This is a genomic window from Rathayibacter sp. AY1A2 (genome assembly GCF_002930935.1).
Lineage (GTDB): Bacteria > Actinomycetota > Actinomycetes > Actinomycetales > Microbacteriaceae > Rathayibacter.
Window position 1 is genome coordinate 1 of sequence record NZ_PSTP01000030.1, and the last position, 21,107, is coordinate 21,107.

Sequence of the window (21,107 nt, forward strand, 5' to 3'; positions counted from 1 at the left end):
GTCGGGGAGGGCGGCGGGGTCGGGGGAATCGTCCCACGGCGGGGGAGACGACGACGCCCCCCGGTCCGGGGACCAGGGGGCGTCGTGGCGGAGGGGCGTCAGCCGCGGCTGGCCCAGACCCCGCGGCGGCTGTCGTACTCGACGAGGTTGCCGTCGTCCTGCATGACGAGCTTGTAGGGGCCGACCGACGCGGCGGGCGGGACGACCGACCATCCGCTCGTCGTCTCGGTGCCCACGGCGATCTGCCCGCTGGTGTCGAGGGCGAAGAAGCCGCCTGAGCGGGTGGTCTTCGACGCCCAGATCGGGCCGCTCTTGCCGTAGACGACGAAGTTGCCGTCCGCCTGCATCACCGCTCGGTAGACGCCGTTCGCGGAGCGGAGGAAGCTGCCCGCCTCGAGCGAGTTCGCCGCGTAGAGCGTCGTCGAGGGGAAGGCGGCCTGGCTGGTCCAGATCACGTCGTCGGACGGGTTCACGATGATCAGCGAGCCGGCGTTGTTGATGCCCAGGCGGAGGTCCTTGCCGCGCGTGCCCGAGAACCACTTGACGGAGCCGTCGGAGCCGTAGACGACGGCGTTGCCGTCCTTCTGCATGGTGATGCGGTTGCCGGAGCCGCCGGTGCCGGTGCCCCAGACGGCGCCCTGCGGGCCGTAGCCGACGAAGTTGCCGTCGTTCTGCATGACGGCGATGAAGCGGCCGTCGGCGGAGGTGAGCTGGTGGACGGGGCGGAGGGTCTGCTCCGTGAACAGCGTGTCGGTCACCGGCTCGGCGATGACGCGGCGGACGCTGCTGGCCCAGGCGGGCGAGCCGTTCTCGCGGTAGACGACGAGGTTGCCGTCGGGCTGCATGATCACCGAGGCGCCCGCTTCGTTGATCGTGTTCGTGCTCCACACGGGGCCGCCCTTGGCGGAGTAGACGACCATGTTGCCGTCGGTCTGCATGACCAGGTGGTCGCCGCGGCCCTGGGTGTTCGTCGCGAAGGTGGGGCGGCCCTGCGGGTCGTAGACCACCGCGTTGCCGTCGGTCTGCATCCGGAACGAGTAGCCGTTCGTGCCCGAGACGATCCGCTGTCCGGCGGCCAGCTCCTCGCCGCCGACGAGGGCGTTGTAGTAGCTGACGGCCGCGCGGGCGGTCTGCTGGGCGGCCTCGGGCGACTCGCTCGCGGGAGCGAGGCCGGTCGGCGCCTCCTCGGAGGAGGACAGGGGCTTCTGCGGGTTCTCCGCGGCGAGGGCCGGGGTCGCGCCGAAGAGCAGGGCACCGGTCGCGACGAGCGCGATCAGCCCGGATGCGAGGGGGCGGGGGGAGGGGGAACGCGTCATCGCAGGACTTTCTCGAGTGGCCGGCGGGGGCCGGAAGAGGGGGTACTCGATGCTCGCACGGCGGACGCACGAGTGCGACCGGAACGGGGGCCCTCCGTCTGGGGGACGCGCGGGAGCTGAGGTCCTCCGCGGGTCAGAGCGCCGGGAGAGGCCGCCTGAGAGCGTCCAGCCGCTTCCGCCAGGCGTCCAGGCGGCCCGGCTCCGCGGCGAGCGCCGGTCCGTCCGCCCAGGCGGTCGCCAGCCGCAGACCGTGCAGGGCGTTGGCCGTCCAGACCTCACGGCCCTCGAGCGACTCCGGCTCGGCCGGGGCCTCGATCACGTCCACGCCGAGCGCGCCGGCGAGCACCGAGACGGTGCGAGCCGTCACGCTGCGCACGCGGGTGCTCGTCGCCGGAGGGACGACCAGCGCGTCGCCCAGCCACCACAGGATCGCGCTGCTCGCTCCGTCGATGACGGCGCCCTCGGCGTCGAGCAGCACGGCCTCGTCCGCTCCCGCGGCGTGCGCGCGCGTCCGCAGGAGGGCGAGACGTGCGATGTCCGGCCCCTTCCAGGACGGTGTCCGGCGCGGATCCACGGGGCTCGTCCACAGCACCACGGAGCGGGTCGTCGGCGGGGCGGATCGCAGCCGGAGCCGCAGGGCGCCTCCCGAGAGCTCGACGCGGGGGAAGGAGCGGCCCTCGCGGGGCAGGGCGGCGATCGCGGCGTGGAGGAACGGCTCGACGTCCGGGTGCCCGCCCGCCGAAGCGACGGAGGCGGCGAACCGCTCGCGGTGCAGGTCGAGCCCGCGGACGCGTCCCTCGTCCACCAGCCAGGAGTCGGCCGCGTCCAGGGAGGTGCCGGGCGGCTCGGGAACGCTCGTCAGGGCCCGCCCGTCCCACTCCCGAAACTGATCGCCGTCCACGACCGCCTACGCTAGCCCAGTGGTCTCGGAGGATCGGCACGTCCGCTCGGTCGAGCTGCCCTGGGTCGATCCGGAGCTCGCGCACCACGCCCTGTTCGCCACGGCCGAGGCGTCGTTCTGGCTCGACTCGGGCCTCGGAGCGACGAGCGGCCGCTCCTACCTCGGGGCGTGCGCCCGCGAGGACGTGCTCCTCGTCGAGGCCGGCGGCGACGTGGCGGCGGCGCTCGCCGCGGTCGACGACGAGGCCCCGGCGGGCGACCGCGCGCTCGGCCGCTACGGCTGGATCTCCTACGAGGCGGGAGCCGCCTCCGTCTCCCTGCCCTCGGCGCCGACCGGCCCCGCGGATCCGCCCGCTCTCGCCCTGCTCCGGGGCGACCCCGTGCTCGAGTTCGACCACGGCACTCGGACCGTCCGCCTGGTCGCGACAGGAGACGCGCAGGAGCTCACCGCGCGCCTGCTCGAGCTCGTCGGCGCGCCCGCACCCGCGGACCCCGCGGATCCCGAGCCCGCCGGCGACCCGGTCCGCCGCCACTCCGCCGCCGAGTACACGGCGCTGATCGGCCGCTGCCAGGAGGCCATCCGCGCGGGGGACGCCTACCAGCTCTGCCTCACCGACGAGATCGTCGTCGAGGGCCGGTTCGATCCGGTCGAGGCGTACCGTCGCCTCCGCCGCTCCAGCCCGAGCCATCACGGCGGGCTGATCCGCCTCGGCCCGCTCGCGCTCGTCAGCGCCTCGCCCGAGCGGTTCCTCACCGGCGGGGCCGATGGACGCGTCGCCACGCATCCCATCAAGGGCACGCGCCCCCGGGGCCGGGACGCCGACGAGGACCGCGCGCTCCGGGACGAGCTCGTATCGAGCGTGAAGGAGCGGGCCGAGAACGTGATGATCGTGGACCTCGTCCGCAACGACCTCGCCCGGATCGCCGCCCCCGGCTCCGTCGTCGTCGACCGCCTGCTCGAGGTGGAGAGCTACCCGCACGTCCACCAGCTGGTCAGCGAGGTCTCGGCCCGCCGCGCGCCGGGCGTCGGGATCGCCCAGCTGATCGCAGCCCTCTTCCCGGCCGGCTCGATGACGGGAGCGCCCAAGCGCCGGGCGGTGGAGCTGCTGCGGGAGTGGGAGGGCGGTCCCCGCGGCGTCTACTCCGGCGCCTTCGGCCGCCTGGGCTCGGACGGCTCGCTGGACCTCGCGATGACCATCCGCACCCTCGTGCTCGACGGCGAGCGCGCCCGCCTGGGGACCGGCGGCGGCATCACCGCGCTCTCGGTGCCGGAGGAGGAGGTCGAGGAGACGCGGCTGAAGGCGCGGGCGCTCCTCGCGGTGCTGGGCGCCGCCGAGGAGTGAGCGGGCGCCGCGTTCGTCTGCCGTGCGCGCGGGGCCAGTAGGGTTGATGGTCGAACGCAGCCGCCCACGCGTGCGCGTTCTCCCCCTCCTTCAGAAGTGAGAAGCACCTGTGGCAGAAGACACCTCCCGGCAGACCGGCGCGAGCGACGAGGAGCGCTACGACTTCCGAGCGCTCCAGGAGAAGTGGCTCCCGATCTGGGAGGAGACGCGCCCGTTCGCGACGGACGACCCCGAGGACAAGCGCCCCCGCAAGTACGTGCTCGACATGTTCCCGTACCCCTCGGGCGACCTGCACATGGGCCACGCCGAGGCGTACGCGCTCGGAGACGTGATCGCGCGCTACTGGCGCCAGCAGGGCTTCAACGTCCTCCACCCGATCGGCTGGGACAGCTTCGGCCTGCCCGCCGAGAACGCCGCGATCAAGCGCGGGCTGAACCCGGTCACCTGGACCTACGACAACATCGAGCAGCAGAAGCGCTCGATGAAGCGCTACGCCGCGTCCTTCGACTGGGACCGCGTGCTGCACACCTCCGACCCCGAGTACTACAAGTGGAACCAGTGGCTGTTCCTCAAGATGTACGAGAAGGGCCTCGCCTACCGCAAGGACAGCTGGGTCAACTGGGACCCGGTGGACCAGACGGTCCTGGCGAACGAGCAGGTCCTGGCGGACGGCACCTCCGAGCGCTCCGGCGCGGTCGTGGTCAAGAAGAAGCTCACGCAGTGGTACTTCAAGATCACCGACTACGCCGACCGCCTGCTCGACGACCTGAACCAGCTCGAGGGGTCCTGGCCGTCGAAGGTCATCGCCATGCAGCGCAACTGGATCGGCCGCTCCATCGGCGCCGACGTCGAGTTCGAGATCGAGGGCCGCGACGAGCGCGTCACCGTCTTCACCACGCGCCCCGACACGCTCTACGGGGCGACCTTCATGGTCGTCGCGCCCGACTCCGACCTCGCCTCCGAGCTGGTCGAGGGCTCCGAGCCCGCGATCCGCGACGCGTTCCGCAGCTACCTCGAGACGGTGCAGAAGTCGAGCGAGATCGAGCGCCTGACCGCCGACCGCCCCAAGACCGGCGTGTTCCTCGGCCGCTACGCGGTGAACCCCGTGAACGGCGAGCGGCTGCCGATCTGGGCCGCCGACTACGTCCTCTCCGACTACGGCCACGGAGCCGTCATGGCCGTGCCTGCGCACGACCAGCGCGACCTCGACTTCGCCCGCGCCTTCGACCTGCCCGTGCGCGTGGTCGTCGACACCAACGCCTCCGTCACCGGGGCGATCCCGGTCATCCCGGAGGACCCGGAGGAGCTGGCCGCGCTCGAGAAGGAGTACTCGCTCGACCCCGCCACGACCGGCGAGGCGCTGACCGGCGACGGCCGCCTGATCAACTCCGGGCCGCTCGACGGGCTCTCCAAGCGCACCGCCATCGAGCGCGTCATCAGGATGCTCGAGGAGCGCGGCCGCGGCCGCTCGGCCAAGAACTACCGCCTGCGCGACTGGCTGATCTCGCGTCAGCGCTACTGGGGCACCCCCATCCCGATCATCCACGGAGCCGACGGCGAGCTCGTGCCGGTTCCCGAGGACCAGCTGCCCGTCGTCCTGCCCTCCACCGACGGCCTCGACCTGCAGCCGAAGGGCTCGTCGCCGCTCGGAGCGGCGGAGGACTGGGTGAACGTGCCGCACCCGGTGGACGGCTCGCCCGCGCGCCGCGACCCGGACACGATGGACACCTTCGTCGACTCCTCGTGGTACTTCCTCCGCTTCCTCTCGCCGAAGGACGACACGCAGGCCTTCGATCCGAAGCTCGCCGAGAAGTGGGCGCCCGTCGACCAGTACGTCGGAGGCGTGACGCACGCGATCCTGCACCTGCTGTACGCGCGCTTCATCACCAAGGTGCTGTTCGACCTGGGCTACGTGTCGTTCACGGAGCCGTTCACGGCGCTGCTCAACCAGGGCATGGTGCAGATGGACGGCGCGGCGATGTCGAAGTCGAAGGGCAACATCGTCCGCCTCTCGGACCAGCTGGACGAGTTCGGCGTCGACGCCGTGCGCCTGACGATGGCGTTCGCCGGCCCGCCCGAGGACGACATCGACTGGGCCGACGTCTCGCCCGGCGGCAGCGCGAAGTTCCTCGCCCGCGCCTGGCGCCTGGCGAAGGACGTCACCTCGAGGCCCGACGTCGAGTGGAAGTCGGGCGACGCGGCTCTGCGCCGCCAGACCCACCGCTTCCTCGCGGAGTCCCCGTCGCTGATCGAGGCGTTCAAGTTCAACGTCGTGGTCGCGCGGCTGATGGAGCTCGTCAACGCGACCCGCAAGGTCGTCGACTCGGGCGCCGGAGCCGGGGACCCCGCGGTCCGCGAGGCGGTCGAGGTGGTCGCGATGGCTCTCAACCTGTTCGCGCCGTACACGGCCGAGGACATGTGGCACCGCCTGGGCTACGAGGGCACCGTCGCGCACGCGCTGTGGCGCAAGGCCGACCCGTCGCTGCTGGTCGAGGAGAAGGTCACGGCGATCCTGCAGGTCGACGGCAAGGTCCGCGACCGGCTCGAGGTCTCGCCGAAGATCTCCTCCGACGAGCTCGAGGAGAAGGCGCGGGCCACGGCCGGCGTCGCCCGGGCTCTCGTCGGCCGCGAGGTCGTGAAGGCGATCGTGCGGGCGCCGCGCCTGGTGAACCTGGTGACGAAGGCGGTCTAGCCGCCGATCCGTCCAGACGGGGCTCCTCCTCTCGCGGGAGGGGCCCCGTCGTGCGTTCTGCGCCGGTGCTGCCCTCTCCTCCACAGGGAGGCGATCCGGCGGGCTCTCCCCGGATCGGCGTCGGCGGCCGCTCCGGGCGGGGACACGGGTCCTACCGTCGGCGGATGCCAGAGACCAGCGGGACGGACGACGAGCAGCTGACGGCGCTGCTGCGCCCCCGGCGCGCCCGCCCGCGCTGGCGGGTGGGGGTGGGAGCGGCGGTCGTGCTCGTGATCGGCGCCGCGGTCGTCGCGGTGCTGCTCGCGGGAGCGCGGTCGAGCGGTCACGAGCGGGTCCTGGAGCCCGCCGTGGCGACGAGCGCGCCCGCTGCCGCGGCGGCCGAGTCGCTGTACGTGCACGTGGCCGGCGAGGTCGCCTCCCCGGGGCTGTACGTCCTGTCGCCCGAGGCGCGGGTGGCGGATGCGGTCGCCGCCGCCGGAGGGTTCCAGGAGTCGGCGGAGCGCGCGGCGGTCAACCTGGCCCGGAGGCTCGTCGACGGCGAGCAGATCGTCGTGCCGGCCGTGGGAGCGGTGCCGGCCGCGGCAGGAGCGGCTCCGGGCGGATCCGCTCCGGGAGGAGCCTCCGCGGCCGGATCCGTGCTGAGCCTGAGCACGGCGACGGCCGCCCAGCTGGAGGAGCTGCCCGAGATCGGCCCGGCGACCGCGAAGAAGATCGTCGCCCACCGGGAGGCGAACGGCCCGTTCTCCTCCGTCGACCAGCTGCTCGAGGTCCCCGGGATCGGCGAGAAGACGCTCGCGGCGTTCCGCGACCAGGTCGCGCCGTGAGGAGCGTGCGGGCGGCGGACCTGCGGCTCCTGCCGGCGGCGGTGGCCGCGTGGACCACGGCGTGGGCGGCCGGGATGCTGCCGGTCGCGGCGGTGCTCGACGGGGGCCTCGTGTGGTGCGCCGCGGGCTGGATGCTCCTCGGGGCGGCGTGCGTCCTGCTCCGGCGCGTGCTCGGCGGACAGCTGATCGGAGCGGTGCTCGTCGCGGGCGCGGGTGCCGCCCTCGCCCTCACCTCCGTGGTCGCCGTGGCAGCCGGTGACCACCCCGCGTCGCTGCGGGAGGCCCAGGAGGACCGCGCCCTCACCCCGGTCACCGTCCGCGTCGACACGGGTGCCCGTCCGCTCGCCACCGGAGGTGTGTGGTTCGAGGCGACGGCGCTGCGGGTGGGGGACGCGTCGACCGCGGCCCCCGTCCGTGTGCTGCTCGCCGATCCCGGCGGCCGGCTGCCGGTGGGCGCCGAGCTCGACCTGCAGGCGCGCGCCGGGGTGAAGGAGGCGCCTGTCGGCGAGGCGACGATGCTGAGGGCGGCGTCCGTCCTGGACCGGCGCGGTCCCGGGGGAGCGGCGGCCGTCGCGGAGGTGCTGCGCTCGCGCTTCCTCGAGCGCGCGGCGCTGGTCGGCGGCGACGTGGCGGGGCTGCTGCCGGGCCTCGCGACCGGCGACACGTCCGCGCTCGACGCGGGGCTCGAGGAGGCGATGCGCACCGCGTCGCTCACCCACCTGACCGCCGTCTCGGGCGCCAACTGCGCCGTGGTGGTGGTCGCCGGCTGGACGATCGCGGCGCTCCTCGGCGCCGGGCGCCGCCTCCGGACCGTCGCCGCCCTCGCCCTGCTCGCCGGCTTCGTGGTGCTGGTGACCCCCGAGCCGAGCGTGGTGCGGGCCGCGGTGATGGCCACGGTGGTCCTCCTCGCGCGGCTCGGGCGTCGCTCCGGAGCGGCCGTGCCCGCCCTGCTCGCGACCGTCGTCGTGCTCGTGGCCGCCGACCCCTCGATCGCGGGGAGGCTCGGCTTCGTGCTGTCCGTCCTCGCCACCGCCGGACTCCTGCTGCTCGCCGAGCCGATCGCGGGCGCTCTCGGTCGAGTGCTGCCCCGGCCTCTCGCCCTGCTGCTCGCGGTGCCGACCGCGGCGCAGCTCGCCTGCCAGCCCGTGCTGCTGCTCGTGGACCCGTCGGTGCCGGTGTACGGAGTGCTCGCCAACCTGCTCGCCGAGCCCGCGGCACCCGCCGCGACCGGGCTCGGGCTCATCGGCTGCCTGCTCGCTCCCTGGTGGCCCGGAGCCGCCGACGCGGCGATCCGGCTCGCCGCCGTCCCCGCCTGGTGGATCGCCTCGATCGCCCGCGCCGTCGACTCGTGGCCCGCCCCGAGGATCGCCTGGTGGCCCGGAGTGGGAGGAGCGCTCGCGCTCACCGTGCTGACCCTGCTCGCCCTCGTGCTGGTCACGCAGTCGCCGCGGCTCGCGCGGGTGCGCCGGGTCGCCGCCGTCGGGCTGGCGTGCGCGATCGCGGCCGCCGGCGGCACCACCGTCGCCACGCCGCTCCTCCGCGCCGCCTCGGTTCCCGAGGACTGGCGTGTCGCGATGTGCGACGTCGGGCAGGGCGACGCGGTCCTCCTTCGCGGAGACGCGGGCGTGCTGCTCGTCGACACGGGGCCCGAGCCCGCACCGCTCGAGGCCTGCCTCCGCCTGATGGGAGTGGACCGGATCCCGCTGCTGGTGCTGACGCACTACGACCTCGACCACGTCGGCGGGCTCCAGGCCGTCCTCGGACGGACCGACGCCGCGCTCGTCGGGCCCGCCGCGGGCCGCGACGACGAGCGCGACCGGGCGGCGCTCACCGGCGCGGGGGTCGCCGTGCAGGAGGCGGTCCGCGGCGACAGCGGCGCGCTCGGCTCGCTGCGCTGGCGGGTCGAGTGGCCGGAGCGGCGGAGCGCGCTGCGGGGGAACGAGGCGAGCGTGACCCTCCGGGTCGACATCGGCCCGGACGCCCGCGGCGGCCCGCTCTCCGTCGCGCTCCTGGGCGACCTCGGCGAGCAGGAGCAGGGACGCGTCTCCCGGCTGCCGGTCGGCCGGGTCGACGTCGTCAAGGTCGCGCATCACGGCTCCGCCGACCAGTCGCCCGCCCTCTACGACGCGCTCGGCGCGAGCGTCGGGCTGATCTCCGTCGGGGCGGAGAACGACTACGGGCATCCGAATCCGTCGCTCCTCGCTCTGCTGGCCGAGCGCGGGGTCGAGGCGCTGAGGTCGGATGTCGAGGGTACGGTCGTGCTCGCGTCCCGCAGCGACGGGATCGCGGTCTGGTCGAGCGGCGCGACGGCGCCCGCGGCCGCCTCGGGGCGCCGTGAGCGGGCCGTAGGGTGGAGGGCGCTCGGACGGGCGCGGCACGGAAGGACACGGCATGGCAGGCAGGGCCCCGGCGCGCGCGAAGGCAGCGCCCTCGAAGGCGGCGATCCCGCAGCTCGCCTGGAACCAGACCCGGCCGGCGCCGATCGTGCTGATCACCGGCCCGGAGCAGTTCCTGGCCGACCGCGCGCTGCGCTTCCTCCGCGAGTTCCTCCGCGCCGAGGATCCGAGTCTCGAGGTCAGCGACATCGATGCCGGCGGCTACGCGCCGGGGGAGCTGCTGACCCTCGCGAGCCCGTCCCTCTTCGACGAGCCCCGCCTCATCCGCGTCTCGAACGTCGAGAAGTGCTCGGACGCGTTCCTCCTCGAGACCCTCGACTACCTCTCGGCGCCCGCGGACGGGGCGACCCTCGTGCTCCGCCACGGCGGCGGCAACCGGGGCAAGAAGCTCCTCGACGCGATCCGCTCGGGCACGGGCGGCGGCATCGAGATCGTCTGCGCCGAGCTCAAGCGCGAGAGCGACAAGGTCGACTTCGCGATCGCCGAGTTCCGCACCGCCGGCCGCACGGCGACCACCGGTGCCGTCCGAGCCCTGGTGTCTGCCTTCTCCGACGACCTCGACGAGCTCGCGTCGGCGTGCCAGCAGCTGCTGTCCGACGTCACCGGCGAGATCACCGAGGCGACCGTGGCGAAGTACTACGGCGGCCGCGTCGAGACCACGGCCTTCACCGTCGCCGACTCCGCGATCGCGGGCCGTCACGGCGAGGCGCTGCTCGGGCTCCGCCACGCCCTCGCCTCCGGTGCCGACCCGGTACCGATCGTCGCCGCGTTCGCGAGCAAGCTGCGGACCATGGCGAAGGTCGCCGGCTCGCGCGAGGGCTCGGGCCAGGTCGCCTCGCGTCTGGGCCTCGCTCCGTGGCAGGTGGACCGGGCCCGGCGCGACCTGCAGGGCTGGACCGGCGAGGGCCTCGGCACCGCGATCCTGACGGTCGCCGACGCCGACGCCAACGTGAAGGGCGCCACCCGCGACCCCGTCTACGCCCTCGAGCGCATGGTCTCCGTCGTCTCCGCCCGGGGCGTCTGACCCGCCCGAAAGGCCCTGCGCCCGCGATCCGCACCGACCTCGTCCCCGGCGTGTCTCGATACGCCGCTCCGCGGCAACTCGACCAGCAGTGAGGGGATCACCTCCCCTCGCAGGGTCGCACCGCGGCCGACGAAGAGTCGGACGACGACCCCACAGGGTCACCGGTGATCCGCGTGTCAGCGGATCGTCGTACCCGGAACGGAACCCGCTCCTCCCACCGCGACCACCCCTGGAAGCCGACTGCGCGACGGGCGACGAGGCACGAGGAGCCCGTCGAGATCGGTGCGGGTCACCGGCGATCCGCGAGTCAGCGGATCGTCGTACCCCGAAACGCTCTCCGCTCCTCCCCCCGCGACCCTCCGCGGTAGCCGACCGGGCCGCAGCCGATCGAGAGCCGGACGATGCCCTCGCAGGGTCACCGGCGATCCGCGTGTCAGCGGATCGACGTACCCGGAACGGAACCCGCTCCTCCCACCGCAACCAAGCGCGGAAGCCGACTGCGCGACGGGCGACGAGGCACGAGGAGCCCGTCGACCGCGAAGCGGAAACGACGAAGGGCCCGGCCAGAGGCCGGACCCTTCGTCGTTTCCGCTTCGCGCAGTATTACAGCGCGGCGACCTGCTTCGCGATGGCCGACTTGCGGTTCGCGGCCTGGTTCTTGTGGATGACGCCCTTGCTGGCGGCCTTGTCGAGCTTCTTGGCGGCGAAGGCGAGGGCGGTGCCGGCCTTCTCGGTGTCGCCGGCGGCGATGGCGGTGTGGACCGAGCGGATGGCGGTCTTCAGCTCGCTCTTGACGGCCTTGTTGCGCTCGTTCGCCTTCTTGTTGGTGAGGTTGCGCTTGATCTGCGACTTGATGTTTGCCACGTGGATTACCTTCTTCTCGGATGTGCGTGTGTGCAGCCGGCTACTCGACGGAGTGCCCCTTCCGCGGGCGTCTGAACGCCCCGCGGTGCGACTGGAGGTCGCCGGCTTCTGATCACTCCACGCCTGCCGGGTGTCCGGAGGGGGAGCGCAAGCCAACAAGGAACTTTAGCGCACCCGTCGTCACCCTTCAACCGCGCCGCGCCCGCGGGTGCGGCGCCGTCCGGGTCGGGGCCGCCGGGGCGACACGCCGGGGGAGGCGGACCGCCGTGGCGTCTCGCGGTCCGGGCCCGCCGGTAACGTGACGCCGGTGCCCCGTCTCGCCGATCACCTCTCCGCGGTGCCGCCCTCGGGCATCCGCCACCTGTTCGAGATCGCACTGCGGCTCGACGGAGTGACGCTCCTCGCGGTGGGCGAGCCCGACGTGCCGACCGCGCCGCACATCATCGAGGCGGCCCGAGCGGCGTGGGCGGCCGACGACACCCGCTACGGGCCCAACGGCGGCGTGCCCGAGCTCCGGCGGGCCATCGTGGAGAAGCTGGCGCGCGACAACGGCATCGAGGCGGACGTCGAGCAGGTGTGGGTGACCGTCGGCGCCACGCAGGCGCTGCACCAGGCGATGACGCTCCTGCTCGGGCCCGGCGACGAGGTGCTCATCCCCGACCCGGGCTACACCGTCTTCACGACCAATGCGCGGACCATCGGCGCCGTGCCCGTGCCGTACACGCTGCGCGCTGAGAACGCCTTCCTCCCCGATCCCGAGGAGGTCGAGCGCCTGATCACGGACCGGACCCGCGTCCTGATCGTCAACAGCCCGTCCAACCCGCTCGGCGTGGTGTTCCCGAGGGAGGTCCTCGAGCGCCTGCTCGACATCGCCCGGCGCCACGACCTGTGGGTGCTCAGCGACGAGGTCTACGAGTACTTCACCTACGGGCGCCCGCACGTGAGCCTCGCGGCGATCGCGCAGGAGCGCGGGGACGACGCCGACCGCGTCCTCAGCGTCTTCTCCTTCTCGAAGACCTACGCGATGACCGGCGTCCGCGTCGGCTACCTCGTGACGCCTCCCGGCTTCACGTCGATCATGGTCACGGTGCAGGAGGCGGCGATCAGCTGCGTCGCCACTCCGGACCAGCGCGCCGCCCTCGCCGCTCTGACCGGGCCGCAGGACGCGGTGGCCGCCGCCTCCGACCACTACCTCGCCAACCTGCGGCTCGCGACGGGCGTGCTCGACGAGCGGGGGATCGCCTACCGCGAGCCCGAGGGCGCGTTCTACCTGTGGATCGACATGGCGCACGCGACCGGCGGGGACGTCGCCTCCTGGGTCGAGTCGTTCCTCCTCGAGACCCTCGTCGCCGTCGCTCCCGGCAGCGCCTTCGGCCGCACCGGCGAGGGCTGGATCCGCGTCTGCCTCGCCGCTGACCCCGCCGCGCTGGAGCACGGGCTGCGCGCTCTCCCGGCCCCGGTGCGCGGATAAGCGCCGCCGAGGTGCTGGTCCGGCGCGTCCGGGCCCAGGAGTACGACGAGGTCTCGCGCCTGCGGCTCGCCGCCTACGCCCACGACTACGAGCTGGGGGAGGAGTACGCCGCCGACGTCGCCGCGGTCGCCCGGCACGACGTCGAGGGCGAGGTCTGGGTCGCCGTCGAGGGCGACGGGCGGATCCTCGCGACGGTCACCACTGCGCGCCCGGGCGCGAACTTGTACGAGCTCGGCCGCCCCGGCGAGCTGGACTGGCGGCTGCTCGCCGTCGCCCCGGAGGCACGCGGGCGGGGTCTCGGGCGGCTGCTCACCGAGTTCGTCGTGATGCTCGCCGCCGAGCGGGGCCTCCAGCGGGTCGTGATGAACAGCGGCACGCTGATGACCACCGCGCACGCCCTCTACGAGAGCATGGGCTTCGTCCGCCTCGGCGAGCGGGAGAACCCGCCCGGCGTCGAGCCCACCCGCACCTATGGACTCGATCTGTAGCCGCCGGTCCCGGCCTCCGCCGCCGGGCATGGGACACTGGTCCCACGATGTCTCCACGTGCACACTCCGGGCTCGAGCCCGCCGCGACCGATCCGGCGTCCATCCGCAACTTCTGCATCATCGCCCACATCGACCACGGCAAGTCCACCCTCGCCGACCGGATGCTCGGCATCACGGGTGTCGTCGAGGACCGGGCGATGCGCGCGCAGTACCTCGACCGCATGGACATCGAGCGCGAGCGCGGCATCACGATCAAGTCGCAGGCCGTGCGGATGCCGTGGGAGCGCGACGGGCGCACGTTCGCCCTGAACATGATCGACACTCCGGGGCACGTCGACTTCTCCTACGAGGTCAGCCGCTCGCTGGCGGCCTGCGAGGGCGCGATCCTCCTGGTCGACGCGGCGCAGGGCATCGAGGCCCAGACGCTCGCGAACCTCTACCTCGCGCTCGAGAACGACCTCACGATCATCCCTGTCCTGAACAAGATCGACCTGCCGGCCGCGGACCCCGAGAAGTACGCGAAGGAGCTCGCGAGCCTGATCGGCGGCGACCCGGACGACGTCCTCCGCGTCTCCGGCAAGACCGGCATGGGCGTCGAGGCGCTGCTCGACCGCGTCACCGAGCTCATCCCGCCGCCCGTCGGCGACCCCTCCGCCCCTGCGCGCGCCATGATCTTCGACTCCGTGTACGACGCCTACCGCGGGGTCGTCACCTACGTCCGGATGATCGACGGCAAGCTCTCGCCGCGCGAGAAGATCCAGATGATGTCGACCCGCGCCACGCACGAGATCCTCGAGATCGGCGTGTCGAGCCCCGAGCCCGTCGCGACGCAGGGTCTCGCGGTCGGCGAGGTGGGCTACCTGATCACCGGTGTGAAGGACGTGCGCCAGTCGAAGGTCGGCGACACCGTCACCACGGCGTCGAAGCCCGCGACGCAGGCGCTGCCCGGCTACACCGAGCCGCTCCCGATGGTCTTCTCGGGCCTGTACCCGATCGACGGCAGCGACTACCCGGACCTGCGCGAGGCCCTCGACAAGCTCAAGCTCTCGGACGCGGCACTCGTCTACGAGCCCGAGACGTCGGTGGCGCTCGGCTTCGGCTTCCGCTGCGGGTTCCTCGGCCTCCTGCACCTCGAGATCATCACCGAGCGCCTGCAGCGCGAGTTCGGTCTCGACCTCATCACCACGGCGCCCTCGGTCATCTACGAGGTCTCGACGGAGGACAAGAAGACCGTCACCGTCACGAACCCGAGCGAGTTCCCCGTCGGCAAGATCGCCGCCGTCACGGAGCCGATCGTCAAGGCCGCGATCCTCGCGCCGAAGGACTACGTCGGCACGATCATGGAGCTCTGCCAGAGCCGCCGCGGGACCCTGATCGGCATGGAGTACCTGGGCGAGGACCGGGTCGAGATCCGCTACCACATGCCCCTCGGCGAGATCGTCTTCGACTTCTTCGACAACCTCAAGTCCAAGACCGCCGGCTACGCCTCGCTCGACTACGAGCCCGCCGGCTCGCAGGAGGCCGACCTCGTGAAGGTCGACATCCTGCTGCAGGGTGAGCAGGTCGACGCGTTCAGCGCGATCGTGCACCGGGAGAAGGCCTACGCCTACGGCGTGCTGATGACGGGGCGCCTGCGCAAGCTGATCCCGCGTCAGCAGTTCGAGGTGCCGATCCAGGCCGCCATCGGCGCCCGGATCATCGCCCGCGAGTCGATCAGCGCGATGCGCAAGGACGTCCTGGCCAAGTGCTACGGCGGCGACATCACCCGCAAGCGCAAGCTCCTCGAGAAGCAGAAGGAGGGCAAGAAGCGGATGAAGATGGTCGGCCGCGTCGAGGTCCCCCAGGAGGCGTTCATCGCCGCGCTCTCGGGCGACGTCGAGACCAAGGACAAGAAGTAGCGCGAGCCCCGTCGCCGGCGCCCGTCCCCCCTCCCGGACGGGTGACGCACCCCCCGTCCGGGACATCGTGTCCGCGGGGATTGCGGCGCCTCACAGCGGACCGATAGCTTTCGGACGCCAGGACGCGGCCGTGGATCGAGATCGATCCGCACGGGGGGCTGCAGCGTCGACGACCGGTCCTCCACCATGACGAAGGGTGGTAGTCCGTGGTGCCTACGAGCACGAGAAAGCGCTGGATCAGGACGGGGGCGGCGCTCGCGAGCATCGCGGCCGTCGCAGCGGGATCGCTGGTGGCGGCGGGACCGGCCTCGGCAGCGAACAAGGTGATCCCGGTCGCGCCCGCGCCCTACTCCTGGTCGGACAGCGCCCGGTTCGGCACCGACGTGCCGCTTCCGGTGGCCGCAGACGCGACCACGCTGACCGTCGAGCTGCCCGACTCCACCGCTCCCGACACCTTCACCGAGTGGTCGCACCCCGGCTACCGGGTCGTGACGTGGCAGCTGAGGAGCACCGCGACGGACCTCGAGAGCGGCGAATCCGTCGTCGACACCGCCACCAACTCGATCCAGATCCCGATCGGACGCGCCGCCGGCTCCTTCGGAGGCACCTCGCTCTCGCTCCTCCTGAACGGCGCCGAGGACGAGGCGGACGACGCGTACGCTCCGGCCGGCGTCGACCGGACCGGCTTCGTCCTCGCCCTCTCCGCCGACCTCCAGGTGACTGCTGCGAGCGGGTCCGCGGAGGCCGACCTCGACCTGTCGACGTCCACCTCCTCCGAGCGCGCCGGCGGCGAATTCTGGGCCGGCGGCGGCACTGTCACCGAGGCCGGCGCGGGCGACGTCATCGTCCTCGACTCCGGTGTCCCCGGCTTCTTCGACCTCGCGGGCCTCAGCGCCACGGTCGGAACGGAGGACGGTGGCCGCCTGAAGGCCGTCCCCAAGGTCGTGCAGGACGGCCGGGGCATCGCGATCACCCCGACCCAGGAGTTCTTCGACCGCTACCTCACCTTCAGCGACACGACGCCGCTCGGCGCCCCGTCCGTCGAGGTGAAGGGGCTCAGCCGCGGCGGCGAGCAGCCGGCAGGCACCGGTGTCATCGTGCGCGCGCCGCTGCGCGTCGTCCCGTCGACCACCACCCCGACGCCGGGCACCGGCCTGGAGGTCGTCCGCCTCGCGGGCACCGACCGCCAGGGCACCGCCGTCGAGATCTCGAAGGCGACCTTCGACACCCCCGGCGTCCCCGTCGTCTACATCGCCACCGGCGCGAACTTCCCCGACGCGCTCAGCGCCGGTCCCGCCGCCGCGAAGCAGGGCGGCCCGCTCCTCCTGGTCGACCGCGACTCTGTGAGCCAGGTCGTGCGCGACGAGCTCACCCGTCTCAAGCCCCAGCGGATCGTCGTCGTCGGCTCCGACCTCAGCGTCAGCGACGCCCTCGCGACCGACCTCGGCCAGTACGCGAACGGGAGGGTCTTCCGCCTCGGAGGCACCGACCGCTACGACACGTCGCGGAAGATCATCGAGAGCGCCTTCGGCACCTCGCCGAAGGGGGCCTGGCTCGCGACCGGCGAGAAGTTCCCCGACGCGCTCAGCGCCACCGCCGCCGCGGGCAAGAACTCCGCCCCCGTCGTCCTCGTGAACGGCGGCCTCCCGGCGGCCGACCCGACCACTGTCGGGATCCTGACGCGGCTCCGGCCGCCGGTGCTCACCATCGCGGGATCCGAGCTGTCGGTCAGCGCCGGCATCCAGAACTCCCTCACGGTGCCGGCCGGACCGGTCGTCAACCGCATCGGCGGGGTCGACCGCTACGACACCTCGGAGCAGCTCAACCTGGCGGCCTTCCCCCGCGGGTCGAAGACCGTGTTCCTGGCCACCGGAGAGAACTTCCCCGACGCTCTGGCGGGAGCCGCGGCCGCCGGGCTTACGGGGAGCCCCCTCTTCGCCGTGCCCCCGACCTGCGTGCCGGTCAAGGTGCTGCAGGACATCAAGGCCGGCGGAGCGACGCGCGTCGTCCTCCTCGGCGGCACCGGCACCCTCTCGGACGCCGTGGCGAAGCTGACGCCCTGCAGCTGACCCGACCCGCACCACGACGAGGGCCCTCCTCCCGCTCCGGCGGGGGAGGGCCCTCCGTCGTTCCCGGCTCGGGGCGGCGACGGTCGGATACGCTGGGTCGGATGGACAGCACCACCCGGCACGCGGACTCGACGCGCGCCGCGCTCGAGGAGTCCGGGAAGAAGGTCGGGACGTGAGCATCCGCCGCTCCAACTTCGAGGGCCAGCCGCAGGTCACCTACGCGGCCGTCGGCGGCACTCTGGCCCCCGACCTGCTCGAGTACCCGCCGGACGGCTTCACGGCCGAGCGCTTCGAGGCCCGGCTCGGCTCGGGCGACGAGCGCTTCGCCATCACCACCGCCTCCCTGATGACGTGGGGCGTGCAGCGCGGCAGCGGCATCGAGGTGACCGACATCACCAGCGGCAGCGGCGTGCAGTACACCGGGGTCAACTTCGACGCCGCGGGCACCCCGATCGACCTCGTCAGCCGGCCGACGGAGGAGCACTTCGCTCCCGACGGCACCCCCTACATCACCGCGGGCGTGACCGCCGTGCTCCGCGTGACACTGCTCGGCCGCGTCTTCGACGCCCCGGTGCGCGTGGTCTACGTCGTCGACGAGCCCGACCAGGTCGGCTTCGCCTACGGCACTCTCGAGGGCCACCCCGAGAGCGGCGAGGAGTCCTTCGTCGTCGAGAAGCGCGCGGACGACTCGGTCTGGCTCGTCATCCGGGTCTTCTCGCGTCCCTCCACCCGCCTCTACCGCCTGGGCGCGCCGGTGCTGCGCGCCGTGCAGAAGCGCCAGGTGGCCAAGTACCTGCGCGCGCTGCTGCCGGCGCGCGTCAGCTGACGTGGGGAGCGCCCTCCCGATCGCCGATCCTGCTCCGCTCGACGGCGGACTGCCCGCGTCCGTCGTCGACGGCGTGGAGCAGCGCGACCTCGGCCTCTACGTGCACGTGCCGTTCTGCCGGGTCCGCTGCGGGTACTGCGACTTCAACACCTACACGGCGACCGAGCTCCGCGGAGCGAGGCAGCAGGACTACGCCGACGAGGCGATCACCGAGATGGCTCTCGGCGCCGAGGTGCTCGAGCGCGCGGGCCTGCCCCGGCGCCCCGCCCGCACGGTCTTCTTCGGCGGCGGGACGCCCACGCTGCTGCCCGCCGGCGACCTGGTGCGGATGCTGGACGGCCTCCGCACCCACTTCGGGGTCGCGCCCGACGCCGAGATCACCACCGAGGCGAACCCGGACTCCGTCGACGCCGCCTACCTCCGCGCGCTGGCCGAGGCGGGCTTCACCCGCGTCAGCTTCGGGATGCAGTCGGCCGTGCCGCACGTCCTCGCCACGCTCGAGCGCACCCACGACCCGGAGCGGGTCCCGCTCGTGGTCGAGTGGGCGCGGGAGGCCGGCCTGCAGGTCAGCCTCGACCTCATCTACGGCACACCGGGGGAGTCCCTCGCCGACTGGGAGCGCTCGCTCGACTCCGCTCTCGCCAACCGGCCGGACCACCTCTCGGCCTACGCCCTGATCGTGGAGGACGGCACGAAGCTCGCCCGGCAGATCCGCCGCGGCGAGGTCGCGACCCCGGACGACGACCTCACGGCCGACATGTACGAGCTCGCCGACGCGCGCCTGGCCGCGGCCGGGTACTCCTGGTACGAGGTCAGCAACTGGGCGCGCGACGACGCGCACCGCTCCCGGCACAACCTCTCGTACTGGCTCGGCCACGACTGGTGGGGCGTCGGCCCCGGGGCGCACAGCCACGTCGGGGGCGTGCGCTGGTGGAACGTGAAGCACCCGGCGGCCTACGCCGACCGGCTGAGCACCGGGGCCTCGCCCGCTGCCGGGCGGGAGACGCTCGACGCGGGCACGCGGCGGGTGGAGGACGTGCTGCTGCGCTCGCGCCTGGCGGACGGGCTGCCGATCGACTCGATCGACGCCGGTCGGCGCAGCGAGGTGGCGGGGCTCATCGCCGACGGCCTCGTCGACGGCCGGGCGGCGCTCCGGGGGCGGATCGTGCTGACCCTGCGCGGCCGTCTGCTGGCCGACGCGGTCGTGCGGCGCCTCACCGACGGCTGAGGCCGGATCCCGGGGCGGCAGGCGCACGGCCGCCCCGGTTCCGCGGCTACTTGAAGAACGGGATGCTGAGCGGGTACGTGTAGTACTCGCCCGCGCTGGCGCGCACCGAGGCGATGATCGCGAAGACGATCACCAGGATCGGCACGACCAGGAACACGATGAAGCCGACGAGGACGAAGGACAGGATCGTCCCGGCGACGTAGGCGATCAGCGTCGTCAGGTGGAAGTTGAGGGCCGTCTTGGCGTGCGCTTCGAGGAACGGTCCGCGCCCCTTGAAGACCAGGAAGACGATCAGCGAGGGCAGGAAGCTGAAGAAGATGCCGGTCACGTGCGTGACGATCGCCCAGGTCTTCTCGTCCGCCGGGTTCAGCGGCGGAGCCGGGGTCCCGTAGACGGGGGGCGGGGGAGGGGTGGCCGACATGATGGTCTCCGTTCCGGCGGCGGCGACGGGCGTCCCCCGTGCGCTCGGCGTCCATCGTGGCATGCGGCGACTCCCTCCGCACCGGGCCGCGCGGGACCTCCTCCTCGGGGATGACGGGGCTCCTCCCCGCGGCCCTGCAGGAGTGCACCCCGGCCGATCCCCGCGCAACCCCGCCGGGCGGTCCGCCTCCCGGTTATGATTGGCACTCAGAGTTGCGGAGTGCCAGGCTCCGCGCGGCGTCAGCGCCGCAGACGGTCGTGCCCGCGGGCACTCGGAGTCCGGCGGGAGGTCGGTCGTATGGTCACGGAGCGCGGTCTCCAGGTCCTGCGCGTGATCGTGCAGGACTACGTGGCGAACCGGGAGCCGGTGGGCTCCAAGTCGATCGTCGAGCGCCACGCGTTCGGCGTCTCGGCCGCCACCATCCGCAACGAGATGGCCCAGCTGGAGGAGGAGGAGCTGATCGCGGCTCCGCACACCTCGTCCGGCCGCGTGCCGACCGATAAGGGCTACCGCCTCTTCGTCGACCAGCTCGCCGACCTGCGCCCGCTCACCTCCGCGCAGCGCCAGGCGATCGAGACGTTCCTCGGGCAGAGCCCGGACCTCGACGAGGTGCTGGTCAAGACCGTCCGCCTGCTCTCGCAGCTCACCAACAGCGTCGCGCTCGTGCAGTACCCGTCGTTCGGAGCCGCGCGGCTGCGCCACGTGGAGCTCGTCGCCCTCGCTCCCCGCCGCCTCCTGTCGGTGCTGATCACCGACACCGGCCGGGTCGACCAGCGCGTGCTCGAGACCCCGGAGGACGTGGACGACGCGCTCCTCGGCGAGATCCGCGCGAAGCTCAACACGGCCGTGCTGGGCCTCGGGCTCCAGCAGGCGGCCGAGACGCTCGGCTCCGTCGCGGAGCGCTTCAGCCCCGAGCGGCGCCACGTGCTGACGCCGATCGTGCAGACCCTGCTCGAGCAGGTCGGCGCCAACCGGCAGGACCGCCTGGTCATGGCCGGCGCCGCGAACCTCGTCCGCACCGAGGAGGACTTCTCGGGCAGCATCTACCCCGTGCTTGAGGCGATCGAGGAGCAGGTGGAGCTGCTGCGCCTCTTCGCCGAGATGACCCCGGACCCCCGGGGCATCTCGGTGCGCATCGGCCGCGAGAACGCGCCGTTCGGGCTGCAGGAGACCTCGGTGCTCACGAGCGGGTACAACACCGCGGGCGGCCAGGTCTCGCGCCTGGGCGTGCTCGGCCCGATCCGGATGGACTACTCCGGCAACATCACCGCGGTGCGCGCCGTCGCCCGCTACCTCTCCCGCCTCCTCGGCGAGGAGTAGGCCCGACCTCCCGGCCCCCGCCGGATC

General features: G+C 73.1%; 15 protein-coding genes and 1 pseudogene. 12 read left to right on the forward strand and 4 right to left on the reverse strand.

Annotated elements, in window-relative coordinates; translation table 11 throughout:
- Positions 1-98 precede the first annotated feature (98 nt).
- Together C5B93_RS16180 and C5B93_RS16185 are read right to left on the reverse strand one after the other, a co-directional pair.
- Positions 99-1,316, reverse strand: coding sequence for a hypothetical protein (locus C5B93_RS16180; protein ID WP_104292944.1), 1,218 nt, complete (start codon positions 1,314-1,316; stop codon positions 99-101).
- 133 nt (positions 1,317-1,449) lie between these two features.
- Entirely contained in the window at positions 1,450-2,217 is a 768-nt protein-coding gene (locus C5B93_RS16185) for an aminotransferase class IV (protein ID WP_258068259.1), read from the reverse strand.
- Positions 2,218-2,236: 19 nt separating this feature from the next.
- Here C5B93_RS16185 and pabB point away from each other — a divergent pair, with 19 nt between their 5' ends.
- The 5 genes and pseudogenes from pabB (at position 2,237) to holA (ending at position 10,495) form a co-directional block, all read left to right on the forward strand.
- Positions 2,237-3,559 (forward strand): aminodeoxychorismate synthase component I, encoded by a 1,323-nt coding sequence (gene pabB / locus C5B93_RS16190; RefSeq protein WP_104292945.1) that lies wholly within the window; start codon positions 2,237-2,239, stop codon positions 3,557-3,559.
- A gap of 109 nt (positions 3,560-3,668) precedes the next feature.
- Positions 3,669-6,251, forward strand: coding sequence for a leucine--tRNA ligase (gene leuS / locus C5B93_RS16195; RefSeq protein ID WP_104234466.1), 2,583 nt, complete (start codon positions 3,669-3,671; stop codon positions 6,249-6,251).
- Between the two features lie 164 nt (positions 6,252-6,415).
- On the forward strand, positions 6,416-7,075 hold the full coding sequence (locus tag C5B93_RS16200) for a ComEA family DNA-binding protein (RefSeq protein ID WP_104292946.1): 660 nt from the start codon (positions 6,416-6,418) through the stop codon (positions 7,073-7,075).
- Positions 7,076-7,590: 515 nt separating this feature from the next.
- Positions 7,591-8,898: pseudogene (locus C5B93_RS17900) on the forward strand (ComEC/Rec2 family competence protein); the annotation flags it as partial.
- A 568-nt stretch (positions 8,899-9,466) separates the two neighbouring features.
- Entirely contained in the window at positions 9,467-10,495 is a 1,029-nt protein-coding gene (gene holA, locus C5B93_RS16215) for a DNA polymerase III subunit delta (protein WP_104292947.1), read from the forward strand.
- Between the two features lie 603 nt (positions 10,496-11,098).
- Here holA and rpsT read toward each other — a convergent pair.
- Positions 11,099-11,359 (reverse strand): 30S ribosomal protein S20, encoded by a 261-nt coding sequence (gene rpsT / locus C5B93_RS16220; protein ID WP_097165711.1) that lies wholly within the window; start codon positions 11,357-11,359, stop codon positions 11,099-11,101.
- Between the two features lie 307 nt (positions 11,360-11,666).
- Here rpsT and C5B93_RS16225 point away from each other — a divergent pair, with 307 nt between their 5' ends.
- The 6 genes from C5B93_RS16225 to hemW all read left to right on the forward strand — a co-directional run bounded on the left by C5B93_RS16225 (position 11,667) and on the right by hemW (position 19,339).
- Complete coding sequence (locus C5B93_RS16225) at positions 11,667-12,830, forward strand: pyridoxal phosphate-dependent aminotransferase (protein ID WP_104248213.1); 1,164 nt, start codon at positions 11,667-11,669, stop codon at positions 12,828-12,830.
- Between the two features lie 11 nt (positions 12,831-12,841).
- On the forward strand, positions 12,842-13,318 hold the full coding sequence (locus C5B93_RS16230; RefSeq protein ID WP_181068422.1) for a GNAT family N-acetyltransferase: 477 nt from the start codon (positions 12,842-12,844) through the stop codon (positions 13,316-13,318).
- Positions 13,319-13,365: 47 nt separating this feature from the next.
- On the forward strand, positions 13,366-15,216 hold the full coding sequence (gene lepA / locus C5B93_RS16235; RefSeq protein ID WP_104223127.1) for a translation elongation factor 4: 1,851 nt from the start codon (positions 13,366-13,368) through the stop codon (positions 15,214-15,216).
- A gap of 206 nt (positions 15,217-15,422) precedes the next feature.
- Entirely contained in the window at positions 15,423-17,285 is a 1,863-nt protein-coding gene (locus C5B93_RS16240) for a cell wall-binding repeat-containing protein (RefSeq protein WP_104292948.1), read from the forward strand.
- Positions 17,286-17,457: 172 nt separating this feature from the next.
- Positions 17,458-18,111 carry a DUF1990 family protein gene (locus C5B93_RS16245; RefSeq protein ID WP_244229440.1) on the forward strand — a complete coding sequence of 218 codons (654 nt, stop codon included), beginning with the start codon at positions 17,458-17,460 and terminating at the stop codon, positions 18,109-18,111.
- Position 18,112: 1 nt separating this feature from the next.
- On the forward strand, positions 18,113-19,339 hold the full coding sequence (gene hemW, locus C5B93_RS16250) for a radical SAM family heme chaperone HemW (protein WP_104292949.1): 1,227 nt from the start codon (positions 18,113-18,115) through the stop codon (positions 19,337-19,339).
- Between the two features lie 46 nt (positions 19,340-19,385).
- Here the strand turns inward: hemW and C5B93_RS16255 are convergent, their stop codons facing one another.
- Positions 19,386-19,760, reverse strand: coding sequence for a DUF4870 domain-containing protein (locus C5B93_RS16255; RefSeq protein ID WP_104223130.1), 375 nt, complete (start codon positions 19,758-19,760; stop codon positions 19,386-19,388).
- A gap of 297 nt (positions 19,761-20,057) precedes the next feature.
- On the opposite strand from C5B93_RS16255, the gene hrcA reads away from it, so the two are divergent.
- The gene (gene hrcA, locus C5B93_RS16260; protein WP_104223131.1) at positions 20,058-21,080 is read left to right on the forward strand and encodes a heat-inducible transcriptional repressor HrcA; all 1,023 of its coding nucleotides are present in this window, start codon (positions 20,058-20,060) and stop codon (positions 21,078-21,080) included.
- The last annotated feature ends 27 nt before the right edge of the window (positions 21,081-21,107 follow it).

Coding starts and splice junctions, on each gene's coding strand:
- hrcA (WP_104223131.1), top strand. CDS start 20,058: ATGGTCACGGAGCGCGGTCTCCAGGTCCTGCGCGTGATCGTGCAGGAC.
- C5B93_RS16200 (WP_104292946.1), top strand. CDS start 6,416: ATGCCAGAGACCAGCGGGACGGACGACGAGCAGCTGACGGCGCTGCTG.
- lepA (WP_104223127.1), top strand. CDS start 13,366: ATGTCTCCACGTGCACACTCCGGGCTCGAGCCCGCCGCGACCGATCCG.
- C5B93_RS16255 (WP_104223130.1), bottom strand. CDS start 19,760: ATGTCGGCCACCCCTCCCCCGCCCCCCGTCTACGGGACCCCGGCTCCG.
- C5B93_RS16180 (WP_104292944.1), bottom strand. CDS start 1,316: ATGACGCGTTCCCCCTCCCCCCGCCCCCTCGCATCCGGGCTGATCGCG.
- holA (WP_104292947.1), top strand. CDS start 9,467: ATGGCAGGCAGGGCCCCGGCGCGCGCGAAGGCAGCGCCCTCGAAGGCG.